Annotated in this window: 16 protein-coding genes and 1 tRNA gene; 15 read left to right on the plus strand and 2 right to left on the minus strand. The window is 37.3% G+C overall.

What is annotated here, in order from left to right:
• Nucleotides 1-95 precede the first annotated feature (95 nt).
• Together FW754_RS15650 and FW754_RS15655 are read left to right on the plus strand one after the other, a co-directional pair.
• Complete coding sequence (locus FW754_RS15650; protein WP_446325172.1) at nt 96-929, plus strand: SDR family oxidoreductase; 834 nt, start codon at nt 96-98, stop codon at nt 927-929.
• 194 nt (nt 930-1,123) lie between these two features.
• Nucleotides 1,124-2,038, plus strand: a complete 915-nt coding sequence (locus tag FW754_RS15655; RefSeq protein WP_409512762.1) for a LysR substrate-binding domain-containing protein — start codon at nt 1,124-1,126, stop codon at nt 2,036-2,038.
• Between the two features lie 96 nt (nt 2,039-2,134).
• Here the strand turns inward: FW754_RS15655 and FW754_RS15660 are convergent, their stop codons facing one another.
• Nucleotides 2,135-2,764: a TetR/AcrR family transcriptional regulator gene (locus FW754_RS15660; RefSeq protein WP_419349546.1), complete on the minus strand. Its 630-nt coding sequence runs from the start codon at nt 2,762-2,764 to the stop codon at nt 2,135-2,137.
• A 441-nt stretch (nt 2,765-3,205) separates the two neighbouring features.
• Between FW754_RS15660 and FW754_RS15665 the strand changes: the two genes are divergently transcribed.
• Nucleotides 3,206-4,375: a thiolase family protein gene (locus FW754_RS15665; protein WP_446325173.1), complete on the plus strand. Its 1,170-nt coding sequence runs from the start codon at nt 3,206-3,208 to the stop codon at nt 4,373-4,375.
• Nucleotides 4,376-4,651: 276 nt separating this feature from the next.
• Here FW754_RS15665 and FW754_RS15670 read toward each other — a convergent pair whose 3' ends face one another.
• A complete protein-coding gene (locus FW754_RS15670; RefSeq protein WP_446325174.1) occupies nt 4,652-5,557 on the minus strand; it encodes a LysR substrate-binding domain-containing protein in 906 nt (301 codons plus the stop codon).
• 138 nt (nt 5,558-5,695) lie between these two features.
• Between FW754_RS15670 and FW754_RS15675 the strand changes: the two genes are divergently transcribed.
• From FW754_RS15675 to FW754_RS15730, 12 genes are all read left to right on the plus strand, one after another.
• Nucleotides 5,696-7,129: an aspartate ammonia-lyase gene (locus tag FW754_RS15675; protein ID WP_446325175.1), complete on the plus strand. Its 1,434-nt coding sequence runs from the start codon at nt 5,696-5,698 to the stop codon at nt 7,127-7,129.
• 272 nt (nt 7,130-7,401) lie between these two features.
• Complete coding sequence (gene cysS, locus FW754_RS15680; protein ID WP_419349551.1) at nt 7,402-8,823, plus strand: cysteine--tRNA ligase; 1,422 nt, start codon at nt 7,402-7,404, stop codon at nt 8,821-8,823.
• A 74-nt stretch (nt 8,824-8,897) separates the two neighbouring features.
• A tRNA-Gly gene (locus FW754_RS15685) sits at nt 8,898-8,973 on the plus strand.
• Nucleotides 8,974-9,239: 266 nt separating this feature from the next.
• A complete protein-coding gene (locus FW754_RS15690) occupies nt 9,240-10,217 on the plus strand; it encodes a KpsF/GutQ family sugar-phosphate isomerase (protein ID WP_409512776.1) in 978 nt (325 codons plus the stop codon).
• A gap of 3 nt (nt 10,218-10,220) precedes the next feature.
• Nucleotides 10,221-10,760 (plus strand): KdsC family phosphatase, encoded by a 540-nt coding sequence (locus FW754_RS15695; protein WP_409512768.1) that lies wholly within the window; start codon nt 10,221-10,223, stop codon nt 10,758-10,760.
• A 47-nt stretch (nt 10,761-10,807) separates the two neighbouring features.
• Nucleotides 10,808-11,353 carry an LPS export ABC transporter periplasmic protein LptC gene (lptC, locus tag FW754_RS15700; RefSeq protein WP_409512769.1) on the plus strand — a complete coding sequence of 182 codons (546 nt, stop codon included), beginning with the start codon at nt 10,808-10,810 and terminating at the stop codon, nt 11,351-11,353.
• Nucleotides 11,340-11,906: a lipopolysaccharide transport periplasmic protein LptA gene (lptA, locus tag FW754_RS15705; protein ID WP_409512770.1), complete on the plus strand. Its 567-nt coding sequence runs from the start codon at nt 11,340-11,342 to the stop codon at nt 11,904-11,906. The genes lptC and lptA overlap by 14 nt, the downstream gene beginning before the upstream one ends.
• Entirely contained in the window at nt 11,906-12,652 is a 747-nt protein-coding gene (gene lptB / locus FW754_RS15710) for an LPS export ABC transporter ATP-binding protein (protein ID WP_409512771.1), read from the plus strand. The genes lptA and lptB overlap by 1 nt, the downstream gene beginning before the upstream one ends.
• Before the next feature lie 288 nt (nt 12,653-12,940).
• Nucleotides 12,941-14,380 (plus strand): TolC family outer membrane protein, encoded by a 1,440-nt coding sequence (locus FW754_RS15715; RefSeq protein ID WP_446325178.1) that lies wholly within the window; start codon nt 12,941-12,943, stop codon nt 14,378-14,380.
• Complete coding sequence (locus FW754_RS15720) at nt 14,377-16,515, plus strand: type I secretion system permease/ATPase (RefSeq protein ID WP_409512772.1); 2,139 nt, start codon at nt 14,377-14,379, stop codon at nt 16,513-16,515. The genes FW754_RS15715 and FW754_RS15720 overlap by 4 nt, the downstream gene beginning before the upstream one ends.
• Nucleotides 16,512-17,696, plus strand: coding sequence for an HlyD family type I secretion periplasmic adaptor subunit (locus tag FW754_RS15725; RefSeq protein ID WP_409512773.1), 1,185 nt, complete (start codon nt 16,512-16,514; stop codon nt 17,694-17,696). Before FW754_RS15720 ends, FW754_RS15725 begins: the two co-directional genes overlap by 4 nt.
• A 363-nt stretch (nt 17,697-18,059) precedes the next feature.
• Nucleotides 18,060-19,375, plus strand: a 1,316-nt coding sequence (locus FW754_RS15730; RefSeq protein WP_446325176.1) for an Ig-like domain-containing protein, incomplete at its 3' end; no start/stop codon positions are given.

Genomic DNA, 19,375 nt, shown 5'->3' on the forward strand with positions numbered 1-19,375 from the left:
ATTTTAACTATGATGAAAATGACTGACCCGACTATTGCAAAAAAATGAATTAACATTCATTTTAGTTGATATCGATTACAAAAAAGGAAATAGCGATGTCTTTGCAAGGAAAAACACTTTTTATTACTGGTGCTAGTCGCGGAATTGGTCGTGAAATTGCCCTGAAAGCCGCAAGAGATGGCGCAAATATAGTGATTGCTGCAAAATCGACTACAGAGCATCCAAAATTAGGCGGTTCAATTTATACCGTTGCAAAAGAAGTCGAAGAAGCAGGTGGAAAAGCATTTGCTATTCAACTTGATGTGCGTGATCAAAATGCCGTTGCTGAAGCCATGAAACAAGCAGCCGAGCATTTCGGAGGTATTGACATTGTCGTGAATAATGCAGGGGCAATTAATCTCGCAGGTGTAGAGACTTTAGATCCAAATCGTTTTGATTTGATGTATCAAATTAACACCCGTGCGGTGATGGTCTGTAGTCAAGCTGCATTGCCATATTTACAAAAAAGTGAAAATCCGCATATTTTAAGCTTATCTCCACCGCTGAATTTAGATCCAAAGTGGTTTTCAACCTATGCGCCTTATGCAATTACCAAATATGGCATGAGTATGTTAACCATTGGGATGAATCAAGAGTTTGAAAAATTTGGCATTAGTGTCAATTCACTGTGGCCAAGAACATTGATTGCGACAGCCGCCGTAGAGTTCTCACTCGGCGGTGCAGGTAAAGCACTTTTCCCAAGATCAAGAAAACCAACCATTATGGCTGATGCAGCCTATCAAATTTTAATCAGTCAAAATCGTGCTGTAACAGGACGTTTAATAATTGATCAAGAAATTTTAATTGAGCGTGGTATCACCGATCTTGATCAGTATCGTTATGAAGATTCTGACGAAGAATTGATGGTAGATTTGTTTGTAGAACCATGATTTAAAAAATAAAAGTGTAAGAAAGATAGATGCATTTACTCGCAAAAGCTTGAGTCATCTGTCTTTTGACTTTGAGAGAAACTGCTTAATGGTCTAATTCACTTTAGAGATAAGGTACGAAATAAGCATTGGCAAGACATCAAAAAAAGCTCAAAATAACCATAGATTGAAATTCATGGTAGAGAAGTTTTTTAGTGTTCGAATTGGACTGTAAGTTACTCAGTATTTTTTACTATATTTATAAATTTAAAAGTGTGTCTTCAGCGGCAGATTATCTTGCCATGAGTCAACCTGCGGTCAGTAATATTCTGAATAAAATCCGTGCGCATTATAATGATCCATTATTTTTACGTATTGGCAATGAAATGATACCAACGGAATTGTCGAAGCAACTTTTCCCATTGGTGAGTGAGGCATTAAATAAAGTCGAAATTATTAATAATTTCACCATTAATTTTGATGAACAAGCATCACATCAGCAGTTTACTATTGCGATGACGGATGTTTCTCATTTGGTATTATTGCCGAAAATTTCTCAATATTTAAAAAAACATGCACCTCATATTAAATTGAATGTTCGTGCTATTACCTCTGAAACAAGCTATCAGATGGCGAATGGTGAAATTGATTTAGCGGTAGGTTTTTTGCCACAATTGGAAAATGGCTTTTATCAGCAAAAGCTTTTTGAACAATACTATGTGGTTCTTGCATCGAAAGATCATCCTCGTTTAACGCCGAATCATTTAACAGTTGAGCAGTATTTAGCAGAGTCTCATATTGATATTGATGCAGGAATAGGGCATTACCATATTGAAAATGAATTGCTCAATTTAGAATTGAAACGTAATATTTTGATGCGTATACCAAGTTATTTGGGTGTGGGGCTTGTGGTACAAGAAACCGATGCAATAGCCACTGTGCCGTATTACCTCAGTGAGGTTTTACTTGCGCGAGGCAATTTACAAATTTTTGATGCGCCAATCGCCTTTCCAAGTTATGGTGTAAAACAGTATTGGCATATGTCATGTCATCATAAAACTAGTCATCAATGGTTACGTCATATGTGTTATGAAATTTTTAGTCAGGTTAATGAGCCACATTTGAGATAAAAAGAGTATCGAAACATTTGAGTGTAGAATTAAAAACGCTGTCCAATTGAAGTGACAGCGTTTTTTTATATAAGCTTACATAAGAATATTGAAAGATTAAGCCTGAGTTTCAATATTTTCATTTGATTCTGATAATTTATCTGGTGTCATCAGTGCTTGTTTGACATAGAGCTTAATTAAGCGTTCACGAGAACCAATTGATTTTTGATAGTGTGTAGAATTGAGAAGCAATGATGCGCCATATGTGACTGTCCAAATATACGAGAGATAATCACGAATAGACATGGTGCTTTTGAGTGCTTTTAAATGATTAGCGAATAAATCACGAATTTCTAAAATACGTTCTTCACGAATTTGATAGAGTTCTTCAAATAAGTCTTTGAGTTTACGTTCATTGTTGGTTAATCGCTCTTCAATCACATGTAGCAAAATGGTGCGATTAGAATTGAGCATATTATAAAGCATGTATTGAGATACATAAGCCTGAATGTTTGGGTTATATTTTTTAGAGAGCTCTAGTAAGCGTTTTTCATTGAGAATAATCAGTTCCAAATAAAGCTGATTTTTACTTTTGAAGTGTTTATAGATTGTACCTTTGGCAATGTCTAATTCAGTGGCAAGTTCACTGAGAGTAATATCCTGATTATTATCGAGTAACAATGTTTCTGCCATCGCTAAAATCTTCTCTTTGCGTAAAAGAAAATTTTGTTGGCGTACTGAAATCATGTTTGAAGTCCATTATCATTGCTTTGTACGTGAACTTGAGTATATCAGGAATTAGAAAAAATCCTTAAAACTAATGTCGTGTTTACACAGAGGTTTTTTTGAGAATGAAATTATTTAACTATTCACATGATAAATTAAAGGATGTTTGTCGTCTATTGTCAAGAAAACTGAACGTTGCGTTCAATTTTGTGCAATTTAGTTCCAATTTTTGGCTTTGCGATTTATTGTTTTTGTCAGATGAGCTATATAGACATTCACTTTATTGTGTTAGATCGACTAGAACTAATAATCTCAATGTATTTTACAGGACGGGTAGGTAGTTCTTTGACTAAAATTTGCATGACAAAATATTCTATTGGTATTTGAAAAACTTAAAATATTTGAATCAGGGCGTGGGATGAACGTCCAAACTCACAAAATTGAGCACAGAAGGAATAAAAAATGATCGTAATTGTAGATGCAGTTCGTACAGCAATGGGTGGATTTCAAGGTGTTTTATCTTCGTGTACAGCACCAGATTTAGGTGCAGTCGCAATTAAAGAGGTTGTTCGCCGTGCAGGCTTACAGGCAAATGATATTGATGAAGTGATTTTTGGTTGTGTACTTCCTGCGGGTTTAAAACAAGGTCCTGCTCGCCAAGCCATGCGTCAAGCAGGTTTACCTGATAGTACGGGTGCAACAACAATCAATAAAATTTGTGGTTCAGGTATGAAAGCACTCATGCAGGCTGCCGATGCCGTTAAAGCAGGTTCTGCTGAAATTGTGGTTGCAGGGGGCATGGAGTCTATGACCAATTCACCATATATTTTAGACAAGGCACGTGCAGGCTACCGTATGGGACATGGCAAAGTAACTGATCACATGTTTCAAGAAGGTTTAGAAGATGCTGAAACAGGTTTGTCGATGGGTATTCTTGCACAGGAAATGGCAGATCAAAAAGGCTATACCCGTGAACAACAAGACAATTATGCGATTACTTCACTCAATAAAGCCGTAACAGCGATTCAGAACGGTTATTTTATATCAGAAATTGCACCTGTAACTGTCTCATCACGTAAGGGTGATATGGTAATTGATCAAGATGAGCAGCCACTTAATGCAAAAGTCGATAAAATTCCAACGCTTCGTCCTGCATTTAAAAAAGATGGGACTATTACTGCTGCAAATGCGAGTTCAATTTCAGATGGTGCGTCTGCACTTGTCGTGACTTCGGCAGAAATTGCTAATCAACGTGGCTTAAAACCGCTTGCCAATGTTTTGGCATATGCAACGCATTCACAACATCCTTCTGAATTTACCATTGCACCTGTTGGTGCAATTGAAAAAGTCTTAAAGCAAACGGGCTGGAAGGCCGAAGATGTGGATTTATGGGAGGTTAACGAAGCCTTCGCAATGGTGGCTATGATTGCCATGGATGCCTTTGCTTTACCAATTGAAAAAGTGAATATTCACGGTGGTGCATGTGCACTAGGACATCCGTTAGGTTCTTCGGGTTCACGTATTATTGTGACGCTGATTCATGCTTTAAAACGTACGGGTGGTAAGAAAGGAATTGCGGCCTTATGTATTGGTGGTGGTGAAGCAACAGCGGTTGCAATCGAGCTGGTCTAGGGGGGTGTGCAGATGGTGGATCATCTTTATTGTGCAGAATCATAAAGCTATTTTGAATATATATCTGGAAAGAGTGCTCAAACGCCGTGTATTTTGCGTCAAATATTGTCGTGAGATCGTCATTTTAAAGCTTCTAGAATAATCAAATCTGCTTATTTAATTTAAGTGATTTAATTTAAAAAACTGCCCACTTTTGTTTATTCAAGAGTGGGCAATGTTTCATGGGTATTTTAATCTTAAAACGAGCTATAGCAGTTTTTAGACTTAAGATTAATTTTACTCAGTTTTTGAATGTTGCTCCATTTTTAAAATATTCCACAATTGAGAAATCGATTCTCGATGTGCTAAATTACTTTTAAAAATGTAAATATCCTGATTTCTATAAATCAATTGATCATCACAAATTTGTAATAATCCGCTTTCTAGCTCATGTTGAATAGTTAAAGCAGGTAACCATGCGATGCCTAAACCTTGTAAGACTAAGTCTTTGACATTGTTGGCATTGTCTGTTTCATAGAGTACTCGATATTTTAAATTATGTTTCGTGAGTAATTGATTTACCAAAACCCTTAAATAGGCCTTGCTACTGTAAGTAATAAGGGGAAAGTATTGATAAATATCAAACTTAGCCTGCTTTTCTGGGGTGAATGCAGTGACAGGAATAATGTCAGTTTGCCCAATTTTAAGGTGCGATAGAATGCGTGTGTTCATGCCTGAGATCAATGCTTGATCTGCATAGCAAATCATGAAATCACATGCTCCTTCTTTGAGTAAATTAATTCCTTCATTCACATTTGTTGCAATAATTTCAAGTTTGAAGTTTTCAAGATGGCTTGGAAAAAGCTGAATAAAATTAGTAAAAAAACTTGATGCAAGAGAATGTGCAACTGCAAATTTAATGGAAAGTTTATTTTCTTTTTCCATATTGTGTAACAGGGTAATGGTTTCATTGAGTTGCTGTGCAATTTCTTTGGCAGTTGATAATAAAATTTGTCCTGCTTCAGTAAATTGGATGTCACGAAAATTACGCTCAACCACTTGAAAGCCCAATGATTGCTCAATGTGCTGTAAGCGACGAGTAAAAGCGGATTGGCTAATAAAACGAATTTCAGCAGCTTTGGAAATTGAGCGGCTTTCTTCGAGTGCTAGGAGATCTTCAATCCAACGGATTTCAAGTTGCATAATTGAAAAGTAAATAATAAGAAGATTACAGTATAAAGAATACTATGCAAAAATTGCATAGCAAAATATAACAATGCATTAGAAAGGTGCAATTTCGCTGTTTAAGATAAATCATCTCCCCTCGAATTGTAAGCAGATATGAACGCAGAAGTAAAAGTAGATAAATTATTCCGCATCGAAAAGGACTTGCTTGGTACACGAGAAGTTGCAAAGCAACATTATTTTGGTATTCAAACGCTAAGAGCGGTAGAAAATTTCCAGTTAAGCAATGCAAAAGTGGCTGATTATGCAAACTTTATTAAAGCATTAGCAATGGTGAAACAAGCTTGTGCTGTGGCAAATTTTAAGCTTAAACAATTAGATGAAATACAATATCAAGCAATTGTATTTGCATGTCAGGAAGTCATTGCAGGTAAATATCATGAGCAATTTCCTGTTGATATGTTACAGGGCGGTGCAGGAACATCGACCAATATGAATGCCAATGAGGTCATTTGTAATATTGCACTTGAGCATTTGGGTTATGAAAAGGGCGCATACCATATTTTGCATCCAAATAATCACGTAAATATGTCGCAATCGACTAATGATGTGTATCCAACAGCGATTCGACTTGCGGTGTTACTTGATCTTATTCCGTTGAAAAATCATTATAAAACCCTTGTTTCTGCATTACGTACGAAAGCGATTCAATTTAAAGATGTCATGAAAATGGGGCGTACACAGTTACAAGATGCTGTGCCAATGACACTTGGGCAAGAGTTCAATGCATTTGCAACGACCTTAGAAAAAGATGTTCGCTTGCTTGATCAATTGCTTCCTGATGGTTTGTATTACATGAACTTAGGTGGAACAGCAATTGGTACAGGGATTAATGCGCCAGCACATTATACTGAACTTTCGATTCAGGCTTTGGCTGAGATCTCGCAAATGCCAATCAAGTCTGCACCTGATTTGATTGAAGCAACATCAGATATGGGTGATTTTGTCTTATTGTCAGGCGCTTTAAAGCGTACTGCAACTAAACTATCTAAAATTGCCAATGATTTACGTCTACTTTCAAGTGGTCCGCGTGCAGGTTTGCAAGAGGTTTACTTGGAAGCACGTCAACCAGGTAGTTCAATCATGCCGGGTAAAGTGAATCCTGTGATTCCTGAAGCCGTGAATATTTCAGCATTTCAGGTCATTGGTAATGATTTAGCCATTACTTTTGCAGCCGAAGCTGGGCAGTTACAGCTCAATGCAATGGAACCGCTTATTGCATTTAAACTTTTTGAATCTATTGATTTAATGGGTAAAGCAATGCAAATGTTTGAAGATAAATGTATTGCCACGATTCAAGCCAATACAGTGCAATGTCAAAATAATGTAGAGCGTTCGATTGGTATTGTGACTGCATTGAATCCGTACTTAGGATATGAAACGACTACTCGAATTGCTAAAGTTGCTGCAGAAACAGGTCGAGGTGTAGTCGAACTGATTCGTGAAGAGCAGTTATTATCTGAAGATGTTTTAGCAAAAGCCTTGTCTGTAGAATCTATGGTTCATCAGTCTGTAGATGTTGCAGTTTAAGTATTATTTTAAAATTTATTTGACTAAGCCACATCTATCTAGGTAGATGTGGCTTGTTTATTTTACTAGTGTACCCAAACACCTAACTCACCGACAGAATAAGAGTGAAAATCTTCAATTTCTAAGTTATAAGAAGTAAAAGCTTTGAAAAAATGAACAAGACAGCCGTTGATTCACCTGAAAAAATCGATCTTTCTTTTTGTTTTAACTTTATGAATAAAAATGCATAGGTTAAGATTAACCATCCTTATATAGAAGCACTTAGAAGACCTATGCAACCATTTGTTCTTTACAACTCTGAGCAACGTAAAAAAGTTGAATTTGTTCCACGTAAAGAGGGGCATATTGATATGTATGTGTGCGGAATGACGGTTTATGATTACTGTCATATTGGACATGCACGTACAGTGGTTGCATTTGACTACATTATTCGCTTTCTTCGTAGTCAAGGTTGGAATGTCAAATACGTGCGTAATATCACCGATATTGATGACAAAATCATTAAACGTGCCAATGAAAATGGTGAAAGCATTGCATCACTGACAACACGTTTCATTGATGCAATGAATGAAGACTTTGCAAAGTTAGGTTGCGTACCACCAAATGAATCACCTCGCGCGACAGATTACATCGACCAAATGCAAGACATGATTGGCAACCTCGTCAATAAGGGTTCTGCTTACCCATCTAAAAATGGTGATGTTTATTTTGCAGTTGAAAAATTTGCAAAATACGGTCGTCTTTCAGGTCGTAAGCTTGAAGATATGCAAGCAGGGGCATCTGAACGTGTCGATGTAGAAGTTGAGAAAAAACATCCATTTGACTTTGTACTTTGGAAACATGCCAAAGAAAATGAACCGTCATGGGCTTCACCTTGGGGCAATGGTCGTCCAGGTTGGCATATTGAATGTTCAGCGATGTCGACATGCAACTTAGGTAATCATTTTGACATTCATGGTGGCGGTCAAGACTTAACTTTTCCACATCATGAAAATGAAATCGCACAATCAGAAGCTTCAACTGACGAACAATATGTAAACTATTGGATGCATGCAGGTTTCATCAATGTTGACGGTGAGAAAATGTCGAAGTCTTTAGGCAACTTCTTTACTATTCGTGATGTGATTGAAAAATTCCACCCTGAAGTTGTGCGCTATTTTATAGTATCTTCACACTACCGTAGTCCAGTGAACTATTCAGATGTTGCACTCAAAGAAGCGAAAAATACCCTTGCACGTTTTTACCATGCAATTAAAGCCTATCAACAAGTGTATGGTGAAAAAACAGTTGAGACTTTGGATACTAATTTAGTAGAACGCTTTAACAGTGCAATGCGTGATGACTTCAATACATCAGAAGCTATTGCGGTATTGTTTGAAATTATTAAAGCTTTGAACAGTGCAGTCAAAGAAGAAAATGCGGAACAGTCTGCAATTTTTTATTCGACTTTACGTCACCTGACTAATATTCTTGGTTTAGTGCAGAACAATGTTGATGACTTTTTAAAATCAGATATTGGTCAAGAAGCATTGGGCTTGACTGAAGAGCAAATTACAGACTTTATTCAACAACGTGTTGATGCCAAAAAAGCGAAAGACTTTGCCAAAGCCGATGAAATTCGCCAATCGCTTTTAGCACAAGGCGTGGTTCTTGAAGATACACGTCAGGGTACAACTTGGCGACGTGCTGATTAATTCATCAATTGAACGATTTTTTGTATGAAGTGAGTTGACAGCTAAATTTTATTGACTATAATTCACAACATAAAGCGGGAATAGCTCAGTTGGTAGAGCATAACCTTGCCAAGGTTGGGGTCGAGAGTTCGAGTCTCTTTTCCCGCTCCAAATTCAAAAAGCCTTCATCATCAGATGGAGGCTTTTTATTTGTCTGTAAAAAAATAATTGAGCATTTTGAGGGGTGTATTTAGCAATACAAGTGATATTGTCATGTATCAATCCCGATGTAATTGGTCAGGAAATCTGTGAAAACTTGTATAATTAGAAACGTGCTATTTACTTAAATATGCTAAAATTAGCAAAATTATTTTCATCCAATCAGCATCAATCCCTGAAAAGAGATTGTAGGAAAATAGACATTGAATCCACAAAATTTGCCGAATCAAATTGATTTTCAAAAAGTCGCACTCGAAACCTTGCGTATAGAAGAACAAGCACTTGAGATCTTAGCGACGCAAATTGATGAACGTTTTACTCGTGCCTGCGAAATTATTTTACAATGTAAAGGTCGTCTTGTGATTACTGGTATGGGTAAGTCAGGTCACATTGGACGTAAAATGGCGGCGACATTTGCCTCGACAGGCACGCCATCATTCTTTATGCATCCAGGTGAAGCAGGACATGGCGATTTAGGCATGTTGGTCAAGGGTGATGTACTGATTGCGATTTCAAATTCAGGTAAAAGTGATGAAATCATGATGCTGATGCCACTAATCAAGCACCTTGAAGTGCCATTGATTACCATCAGTCGTGACGATCGTGGTCCAATGCCACAAAATGCAGATATTGCATTAACATTGGGTGATATTCAGGAAGCATGCCCATTGGGTCTAGCACCAACATCAAGTACAACTGCAACATTGGTATTGGGTGATGCATTGGCTGTTGCATTGCTTGATGCGCGTGGTTTTACTGCGGATGATTTTGCTATGTCACATCCTGCGGGTGCATTGGGTAAACGTCTGTTGTTACATGTAAAGCACCTTATGCATACTGGAAATGATTTACCAAAAGTATCGCCAGATACACCAATGAATCAGGTTCTATATGAAATTTCAAATAAACGTCTAGGTTTAACCACAATTGTGGATGAAAATGACGTATTACTTGGCATATTTACCGATGGTGATTTGCGCCGACTGATTGATAAGCAACAAGGTTTTGATGTCAATCTTGCCGTTTCAGATGTCATGATTGCCAATCCATCTACCATTTCCAAAGAAGCTCGCGCTGTTGAAGCTTTGGAAAAAATGAATGAAAAGAAAATTAATCAATTTGTTGTGGTTGATGATGCTAATAAAGTGATTGGCGTAATCAGCATGCATGATTTGATTCAAGCAGGAGTAAACTAATCAATGGCTTCTTATGTTTTATTGGAACAAGCGCGTCATATTGAAGCTTTGGTTTTGGATGTAGATGGTATTTTAAGTGATGGTTTTGTGACCCTGACCAATTCAGGCGATGAAATTAAATCCTTTGATATTCGTGATGGACTTGGTATGAAGCTTGTTCAGCAAGCAGGTATTAAAGTGATTATTATCACAGGTCGTAAAAGTAATATCGTTGAAAAACGCATGTCAGATTTAGGTGTAGACTTGGTTTTTCAAGGGCGTGAAGACAAAGGTACCGCACTGCGAGAAGCATGTGCACAAATGAATATTTCCCCAGAAGATTGTTTATATATGGGGGATGATTGGCCAGATTTATCTGCCTTTGCCATTGCAGGAATGAAAGTTACTGTACCAAATGGTCATGTAGAAGTGCGTCGCCGTGCCGATTTAGTTACTCAGGCATTGGGTGGTCGTGGTGCTGTTCGTGAGGTATGTGATATGTTGTTGATGTCCAAAGGTGTTTACCAGGAACTACTTGAAAAATATATTGCAATACCGCATTAATACGTAAACTTGAATGTTACTTTACTTAAATTGGGTTGTCTGTCGCTATGGATACTAAAGCTTTATATGTGACTGCGGTTGTCATTGCGGCAATCAGCGGTGGCTATTATTGGTACGGTGGCAAAGGCAAAAAGCTCGATGCCGATACTGCTCAGAGTATGACATATTCTGCGGAAGGTATTCATTTGACTCAAACCGATGAAAAAGGACTGTTGCATGTTCGTGCCCAAGTGGATCATTTAGAACAAGATTTACAGCATAAAACTTCAAAGTTGAAAAACTTGAATGCATCGGTGTATGTCAATAATCAAGTGGATTCTACTTTTTATGCTAAAAATGCTAATGGCTATGATAATAATGAAAAAGTTGTCTTAACGGGTCAAGTGAAGGCGACTAAAATTGGTGAGCAAGGCAATATGGTCTTTCAAACCGAAGAGTTAACAGCATTTCCTAAATTACGGACACTTGAAACAAAAAAACAAGTGGTGGTTGATGCACCCAATGCACAGTTTATTAGCCAAGGTTTAAATGCAGATTTAAATCAGGGGCAGTATGAATTTTATCAAATTCGAGGAAAGTATGCGCCAAACTAATTATTTCACTCAGTATCAGACTTTCCTAAAGCAAACATTTGTCGTTGTTGGATTATGCTGCGCATCTGTGTCGGCATTTGCTTTACAGTCAGATCGTAATCAGTCAATTTCCCTATTGGCAGATCGTGCGACATTCAATGATAAAACTGGTGTAACAACTTATTCAGGCAATGTTGAAATTGAACAAGGCACAATGAAGGTTTATGCAAACTCTATTGTTGCTCAACTTAATAAAAGTAAACAAATTAGTACAATTACTGCAACAGGTAGCCCTGCAAAATTCCAACAGCAACTTGATGGAAATAAAGGAATTGCACGTGGTGAAGCACAAAAGATTATTTACAATGCGGAAACAGGGATTCTCAATTTGATTGGGAATGCATATTTGTATCAAGATGGTGCAAGTATTCGTAGTAATACCTTGAAATACAGTATGAATAAGGGTGATATTGAGGCTTCAGGTGGCCCAAATAGCACGGGTACATCAAAAGGTCGTTTACAAATTATTATTCCGCCATCTACACAGAAAACTTTTCCTGGAGTGCGTGATTAATGGATGATGCGCTGAATAAACCTCAGACCTTGTGTATTAAGCATCTTGCTAAAGTTTATAGTAAACGTTGGGTAGTTAAAGACGTTTCTTTTAGCATGAAAAGTGGCCAAATTGTTGGGCTGCTTGGTCCGAATGGTGCGGGGAAAACCACAAGCTTTTATATGGTGGTTGGGCTTGTTCGTATGGATAAGGGGGAAATTCATCTTGATAATGAGGATATCTCTGATCTTGCAATGCATCAACGTGCCCGTAAAGGCATTGGTTATTTACCACAAGAAGCCTCTATTTTTAGAAAACTCACTATTTCTGAAAATATTATGGCAATTCTTGAAACACGTTCAGATTTAAATAAGCAACAGCGTCAACAACGTTTAAAAGAATTACTTGCTGATTTTAAAATTACGCATATTAAAGATTCATTGGGTATGAGTGTTTCAGGTGGTGAGCGTCGTCGTGCAGAAATTGCACGTGCTTTAGCTGCAGATCCAAAATTTATGTTATTAGATGAGCCTTTTGCTGGTGTAGATCCAATTTCTGTAGGAGATATTAAAGATATTATTCGACAGCTAAAGGATCGTGGTATTGGGGTTTTAATCACAGATCATAATGTACGAGAGACTTTGGCAATCTGTGAACATGCATATATTGTAAGCGAAGGAGCAGTGATTGCAGAAGGCACTCCTGAAGATGTTTTAAATAATGAAACTGTTCGTGAAGTCTATCTTGGTGATGATTTTACCGTTTAGTCGAATATCAGAATAAGTGCTTGTGAAAATTACATTTTCTATTTAATTTTTATAGGCATTCATTCATTTATTGTTTTATAATGTGTTAAATAGATCACGGTTTTAAGACAAAATAAAAATCATGTATATAGGCACTTTTGAAAGTTTCACTTTTAAGTGATGCGAAAAACGAGAAATCATGTGGGAAAAAATAAAATAAAGTATAAGATTCGTGGCGGAGCATATTGTTTAATTTTGATTGGTTTACACTCACCGGGGTTGGCGTGGGCTGAAGAGTCAAAATTAAATATGCAACTTATGAAGAAGAATGTGCAAAAGTTTTTAGCACCTGAATCATCCGAAGACTATCGCAAAGTCAGTTTAAATGAGCTGAGTAAATTTGATTATCAACAGAATGAGACTCAATCATTACCTGTAATTACGGGAACAAATGCAACAGGGACTAATCCTGTTGTGTTTATGGATTCAGCCCCTTTTTCGATGACAGGAGCATTACCTGCAAAAATTAGTATTTATGACGCTGTAAAAATAGCGGTGTTACGGCATCCAGATATTGCGCAAAGTATTTCTTCATTGTCTTCGCAAAATGCCAATATTGATGTGGCGAAAGCAGGCTACTATCCCCAGTTAACTGGTGGTTTAGGTACAGGTGATATGACATCGGGTGAAGCTGGTCGGCAGCTCTTAACATTGAGTGCGACACAGATGCTTTACGATTTCGGTAAAGTCAAAAGTGGCGTTAATGTTGAAAAAGCACGTTTACAAGTAGCGCAAGCCAATGTTCTTGTATCAATTGATGATATTTCGACGCAAGTTGCGACTGCGATTGTTAATATCCGTCGTTATCAGGAAATTACCCGAATTGCACGTGAGCAGATTAAAGGTATTTCTCGTATTGCTGAAATTGCCAATCTTCGAGCAAATGCAGGTATTAGTAGTCAAGCCGATCCAATTCAAGCACAGTCGTATCTTGAGTCTGCACAGTCAAATTTGATCGCACAAGAAACGCAGTTGAGTATGTATAAGCAACGTTTACGAACGTTGGTTGGACGTGATATTTCTAGCAGTCGCTTGGAGATTCCAGACAGTATGATCTCAGCTTCTGATCTATATAGTGAAACTCAATTCAATCGTATTCCAAATATGATGGCAGCAAAAGCTGGTGTGGATGTTGCTAAGTCACAGAAAGAACAAACAAATTTGAGTCGTTATCCAACTTTAAGTGTTCGAGGAAGTTTGAGTCAGGCACTCAATGGTGTAAACCCGAATAATAACAAAGACAATGGTTTTTACGATTCAATCATGCTTGAAGCCACAAGTAACTTTTATCAAGGTGGTGCAGTTGCATCACAAACGAAAGCTGCGAGTTTTGCCGAAGAAGCAGCTAAAGCACGTGTGAGCAGTGTTTATTTAGATGTTCTTGATCAGACTCGTCTTGCACGTGAACAGATTGAAAATAGACAGCGTCAAATGCAAGTTTTGATTGCACAGCAAGAAACGACGGTGAGAACCAAAGAGCTTTATCAAGAACAATATAAATTAGGCACACGTACCGTTGTTGACCTACTAAATGCTGAACAGCAAATTCATAGCGCAAATTCTCAAATTGAATCTGCACGTTATGATATTTATGACAATCTTGTTCAATATATTTCTGCATCTGGTAAAGCACGTGATGTTTATCAGCTGAATAATCTTTCAATTCAAGGGGTAGAGATACAACCATGAATAATACAACAATAAATTATCAACCATGGTTACAAGCCGTCCTTACTGTAGCAAGACATTACCGTATTGAAAGTTCTGAAGAACGTATCCGCCTAGAGTTAAACTGGAATCAAAATCAAGGCATCGATGATGTCTTAATGATCATGACCCGTCAGGTTGGGTTACATGTTCGTAAGGTTGATTTTAGCTTAGATATGCTTAATCCTTGGCGCTTACCTGTTGTGGTCGGCTTTAAAGATGGTCAAGTTGGAGTAATTGACAAAGCTGATGCAGTCGGTAATGTCAGCGTACAAATGAGTGGTGATAAAGGTCTTGCACAGACTTTTAGCGCAGAAGATCTTCAGAATGCAATTTCATTGGTTTATATCTTGCGTCCTGAAAGCGCAGTACCCGATGCTCGAATTGATGAATATATTAAACCATATGAAGCCAATTGGTTTTGGGAAATTGTACTTAAAGATTGGAAGCGTTATGTTGATATTATGTTTGCTTCAATGTTGGCAAATATTTTAGCATTGGCAACCATTGTCTTCTCAATGAATGTGTATGACCGTGTTATTCCAGCGCAATCGATACCAACTTTGTGGGTATTGGCAGGTGGCGTATTAATTGCGGCTATTTTTGAATTTGCACTGAAATATTCACGCTTAGTTTTATCCGATATGATTGGGAAGCGTGCAGATTTACGTATTTCTGATCGTGTTTTTGGGCATGCACTACGCATAAAAAATAAAGAGCGTTCGAAGTCTACAGGTACATTTATTTCACAGATTCGTGAACTTGAAGGTGTTCGTGAGTTGGTGACATCAACCACAATTACTGCATTTGCTGATCTACCATTTTTCCTTTTATTCTTAGGTATTTTCTGGTTGATTGGGGGTAATTTATTTTGGGTTATGGCCATTGTCGTCCCATTAATGATTCTGCCTGGTTTCTTGGTTCAAAAGAAATTGGCAGCACTTGCACAGCAAGGTATGCGTGAATCTTCTATTCGTAACGCTATTTTAGTTGAAGCAGTTCAGGGGATTGAAGATATTAAACTGTTACGTGCAGAATCCCGTTTTCAGAACCAATGGAATCACATGAATGAAGTGTCTGCAAACGTCAGCATGCAGCAACGTAAAATTGTTGGTGTTATGGGCTTGTGGACACAAAAATTGCAAGGTTTAACTTTTGCGATTGTTGTCTTGGTCGGTTGTTTTGCAGTGATGAAAGGTGATATGACAACAGGTGCGTTGGTTGCGTGTTCAATTTTATCATCGCGTATGCTTGGACCAATTGCACAAGTCACAGGTGTATTGGGGCGTTTCCAACAAGCAAAGACTGCAAAAAACAGTTTAGATGAATTGATGAAGAAGCCGATTGATCAACCAGAGCGCTCCCAGTTAATTCAACGTTCAGTATTAAATGGTAAATTTGAACTGAATGGTGTTGTGTTTAAATATGATGATGAAGATCCAAAGCCTAGCCTAATAATACCAAAACTGGTAATAAAACCTGGTGAAAAAATTGCAATTTTAGGTCGTAATGGTGCGGGTAAATCGAGCTTACTGCAGTTGATGTCAGGTATGCAGACAGCAACACAGGGTAAAGTCAATTTGGATGATATTGATATTACTTTGCTTGACCCTGCTGATGTACGTCGTGATGTTGGACTGTTAAATCAAAATGCACATCTATTCTTTGGTACAGTGCGTGAAAACCTTACATTAGGTGCACCACTTGCAACAGATGATGATTTACTTAAAGCCTTATCTGTGACAGGAGCATTGTCTTTTATTCAAGATAAAAAAGAAGGACTTGATCACATCATTATGGAAGGTGGTGTTGGTTTCTCAGGTGGTCAGCGTCAGGCATTGTTATTGTCTCGTTTATTAATTTGTCAGCCTAATATTTTGTTATTGGATGAGCCAACTGCATCAATTGATGATGTTTCTGAAAAGCAATTGATTGATCATATGAAGGTTTGGCTTGCACATCGTACATTGATTGTGGCAACCCACCGTCGTGCAGTACTTGAGTTGGTTGATCGTATTATTGTGATCAATGAAGGTCGTGTGGTCATGGATGGACCAAAAGAACAAATATTGAATAATTCAGCACAACAGATGCCGAATAGTGGAGCTAGATCATGAGTGAAGAAAAACAAACAAGATCTATGAAGGTAACTCATCTAGAACCACCTTTACCAAAAGCAAGTGTAATGATTTGGATAGTTTGTTGTGGTCTGATGGCATTACTTATTTGGGCATGGGTTTTTAAGCTTGAAGAGGTTTCGCAAGGCACGGGTAAGGTTATTCCGACATCCAAAGAGCAAGTTATTCAGTCTCTTGAAGGTGGGATTTTAACGAAGCTAGAAGTTAAAGAGGGTGATATTGTTCAGAAAGGACAAATTCTTGCTCAATTAGATCCAACACGTTTTGAATCTAATGTCGGTGAATCTGAATCCTTATTGATTTCATCACAGGCAACGGCTGCACGTCTTCGTGCAGAAGTGAATGGTACGCCATTAACATTCCCTGATAGTGTTCGAAAAGACCCTAAAATGGTGAGTGAACAGACAGAATTGTATAATTCTCGTCGTGCCAATATGGATGAATCTATTGCGGGCTTAAAACAAGCATTAACACTCGTTCAGCAAGAGTTACGTATGACAGAACCGCTAGTAGCAAAAGGTGCGGCGAGTGAAGTTGAAGTATTACGTTTGAAACGTCAGGCAAATGATTTGCAAAATCAGATCAATGATATTCGTAATAAATATTATGTCGATGCGCGTGAGCAATTATCTAAAGCAACAACTGATGTTGAAACCCAACAACAAGTGGTGCGTGGTAAATCAGATACGTTAAATCGTACTATTTTCAAAGCACCTGTACGTGGTGTAGTGAAAGAAATTGATGTAATGACTTTAGGTGGTGTTATCCCTCAGAATGGTAAAATCATGACGATTGTTCCGTTAGATGAGCAATTATTAATTGAGGCACGTATTTCACCACGAGACATTGCATTTATTCGCCCAGGTCAAGAAGCGCTCGTAAAACTAACTGCTTATGATTATTCCATCTATGGTGGTTTGAAAGGTAAAGTCACTGTCATTTCACCAGATACGTTACGTGATGAAGTGAAACAAGATCAGTTCTATTATCGTGTTTATATTCGTACGGATTCGGATAAGCTTTACAATAAAGCAGGTAAGGCTTTTGCGATTACACCTGGTATGGTTGCGACTGTTGATATTAAAACAGGTTCGAAAACAATCATCGAATATTTGTTGAAACCATTTAATAAAGCAAAAGAAGCATTAAGAGAACGCTAATCTTAAATTACATCATTTGATCATTAAGCCACCTATGTAAATAGGTGGCTTTTTTGTTAGATAGCATTATTAATACAGTTATATTGATATTATCGAAATTATATATTTAAAAAAAAGTATAATAAATTAAAAATAAAGAATAAAAAATAATCGATTTTATAAGTGTAATTTATTCGCTTAAAAAATATATTAATGATGATTTCATCACATTATTTTAATAATACCAACTAAAATAGTTTAGATTCTATGGATGATCATAAATGTTAATATTTATGAATCAGGTTCGGTATATATTCTTTACTTGTGAATTTCATCTCATTTATTTATCTTTTTATATAGATGAATATAATAAGGATGAATAGAATGAATAATGTAGATATATTTGAAAAAGGTTCAACACAACAACTCACAATTGAAAAAGCTCCTCAGCATCAATCAGTCTATGAAGTCCATGTAAATAAAGATCAAGTTTCAAAATTAACACGCATAGATAATAATCTTGAGATTACTTTACTTAATGGTGCAAAAATTATTATCCCAAGTTTCTTTGCGGCTAATTTTGTACAAGAACTTGTTTTTGAATCTGACGGGCAGTATGCACTCGTTAAAATGGATAACTTTAATAGTGAGGGTGTTGCAACAACTGTAGATTATCTTGCTATTGATAATTTTGATGAGTTTTTAAAAGAACAACCCTTGTCAAATGGTGATGCAATACCAATGCTAGCATGGATTGCAGGAGGGGCATTAGTTGCTGGTACTATTGCTGCAACAAGTTCAAATAGTAGTAATAATGATAATGGTGAATCAAAACCTATTGATACATCGGCTCCTGAAATTCATGCTAATGTAAAAGATGCAACACATGTTGAAGTAACATCAAATGAAGCTGGAACAATTATAATTACAGATGCACAAGGTCAGGTAATTGGCAGTGGTACCGCAATTAATGGCAAGACTGAAATAACTTTAACTCGCCCATTACAAGACAATGAAGAAATAAAAGTTAGTGTTACAGATCAAGCAGGGAATACAAGTCAAGAGAATGTCTTGGTTGGTGATGTTACAGCACCAACCATTGAGATTGAAATTAAAGATGAAAATAACATCACGGTAAAAAGTGATGAAGCTGGTGCGGAAGTTGTTATAAAAAATGAAAATGGAGAAATCATCGGTAGCGGAATAACAGGATCTGATGGTACGGTTGATATCATCCTCACTAAACCAGTGATTGATGGTGAAACAATTACTGTTGGTGTTGTTGATGATGCTGGTAACCGTGCAGAAGAATCAATCATTGTTCCTGATTTGACTGCGCCACTCATTAATGCTGATGTAAAAGATGCAACACATGTTGAAGTAACATCAAATGAAGTCGGAACAATTATAATTACAGACGCACAAAGTCAGGTAATTGGCAGTGGTACGGCAATTAATGGCAAGACAGAAATAACTTTAACTCGTCCATTAGAGAATAATGAAATAATAAAAATTATTGTGTCTGATTTAGCAGGTAATCAAGCACAAGAAGATATTGAAGTAACAGGAATTATGCCTCCAAGTGAAGACACCACGGCACCGATCTTAACGGGTAGTGCGGTGAATACCGCGGGTGAGTTGATCCTCAGTTTCAATGAAAACTTAGATGCACAACATCCACCGCAAAACAAAGACTTCAC

It is taken from the genome of Acinetobacter sp. 1207_04 (assembly GCF_052850415.1).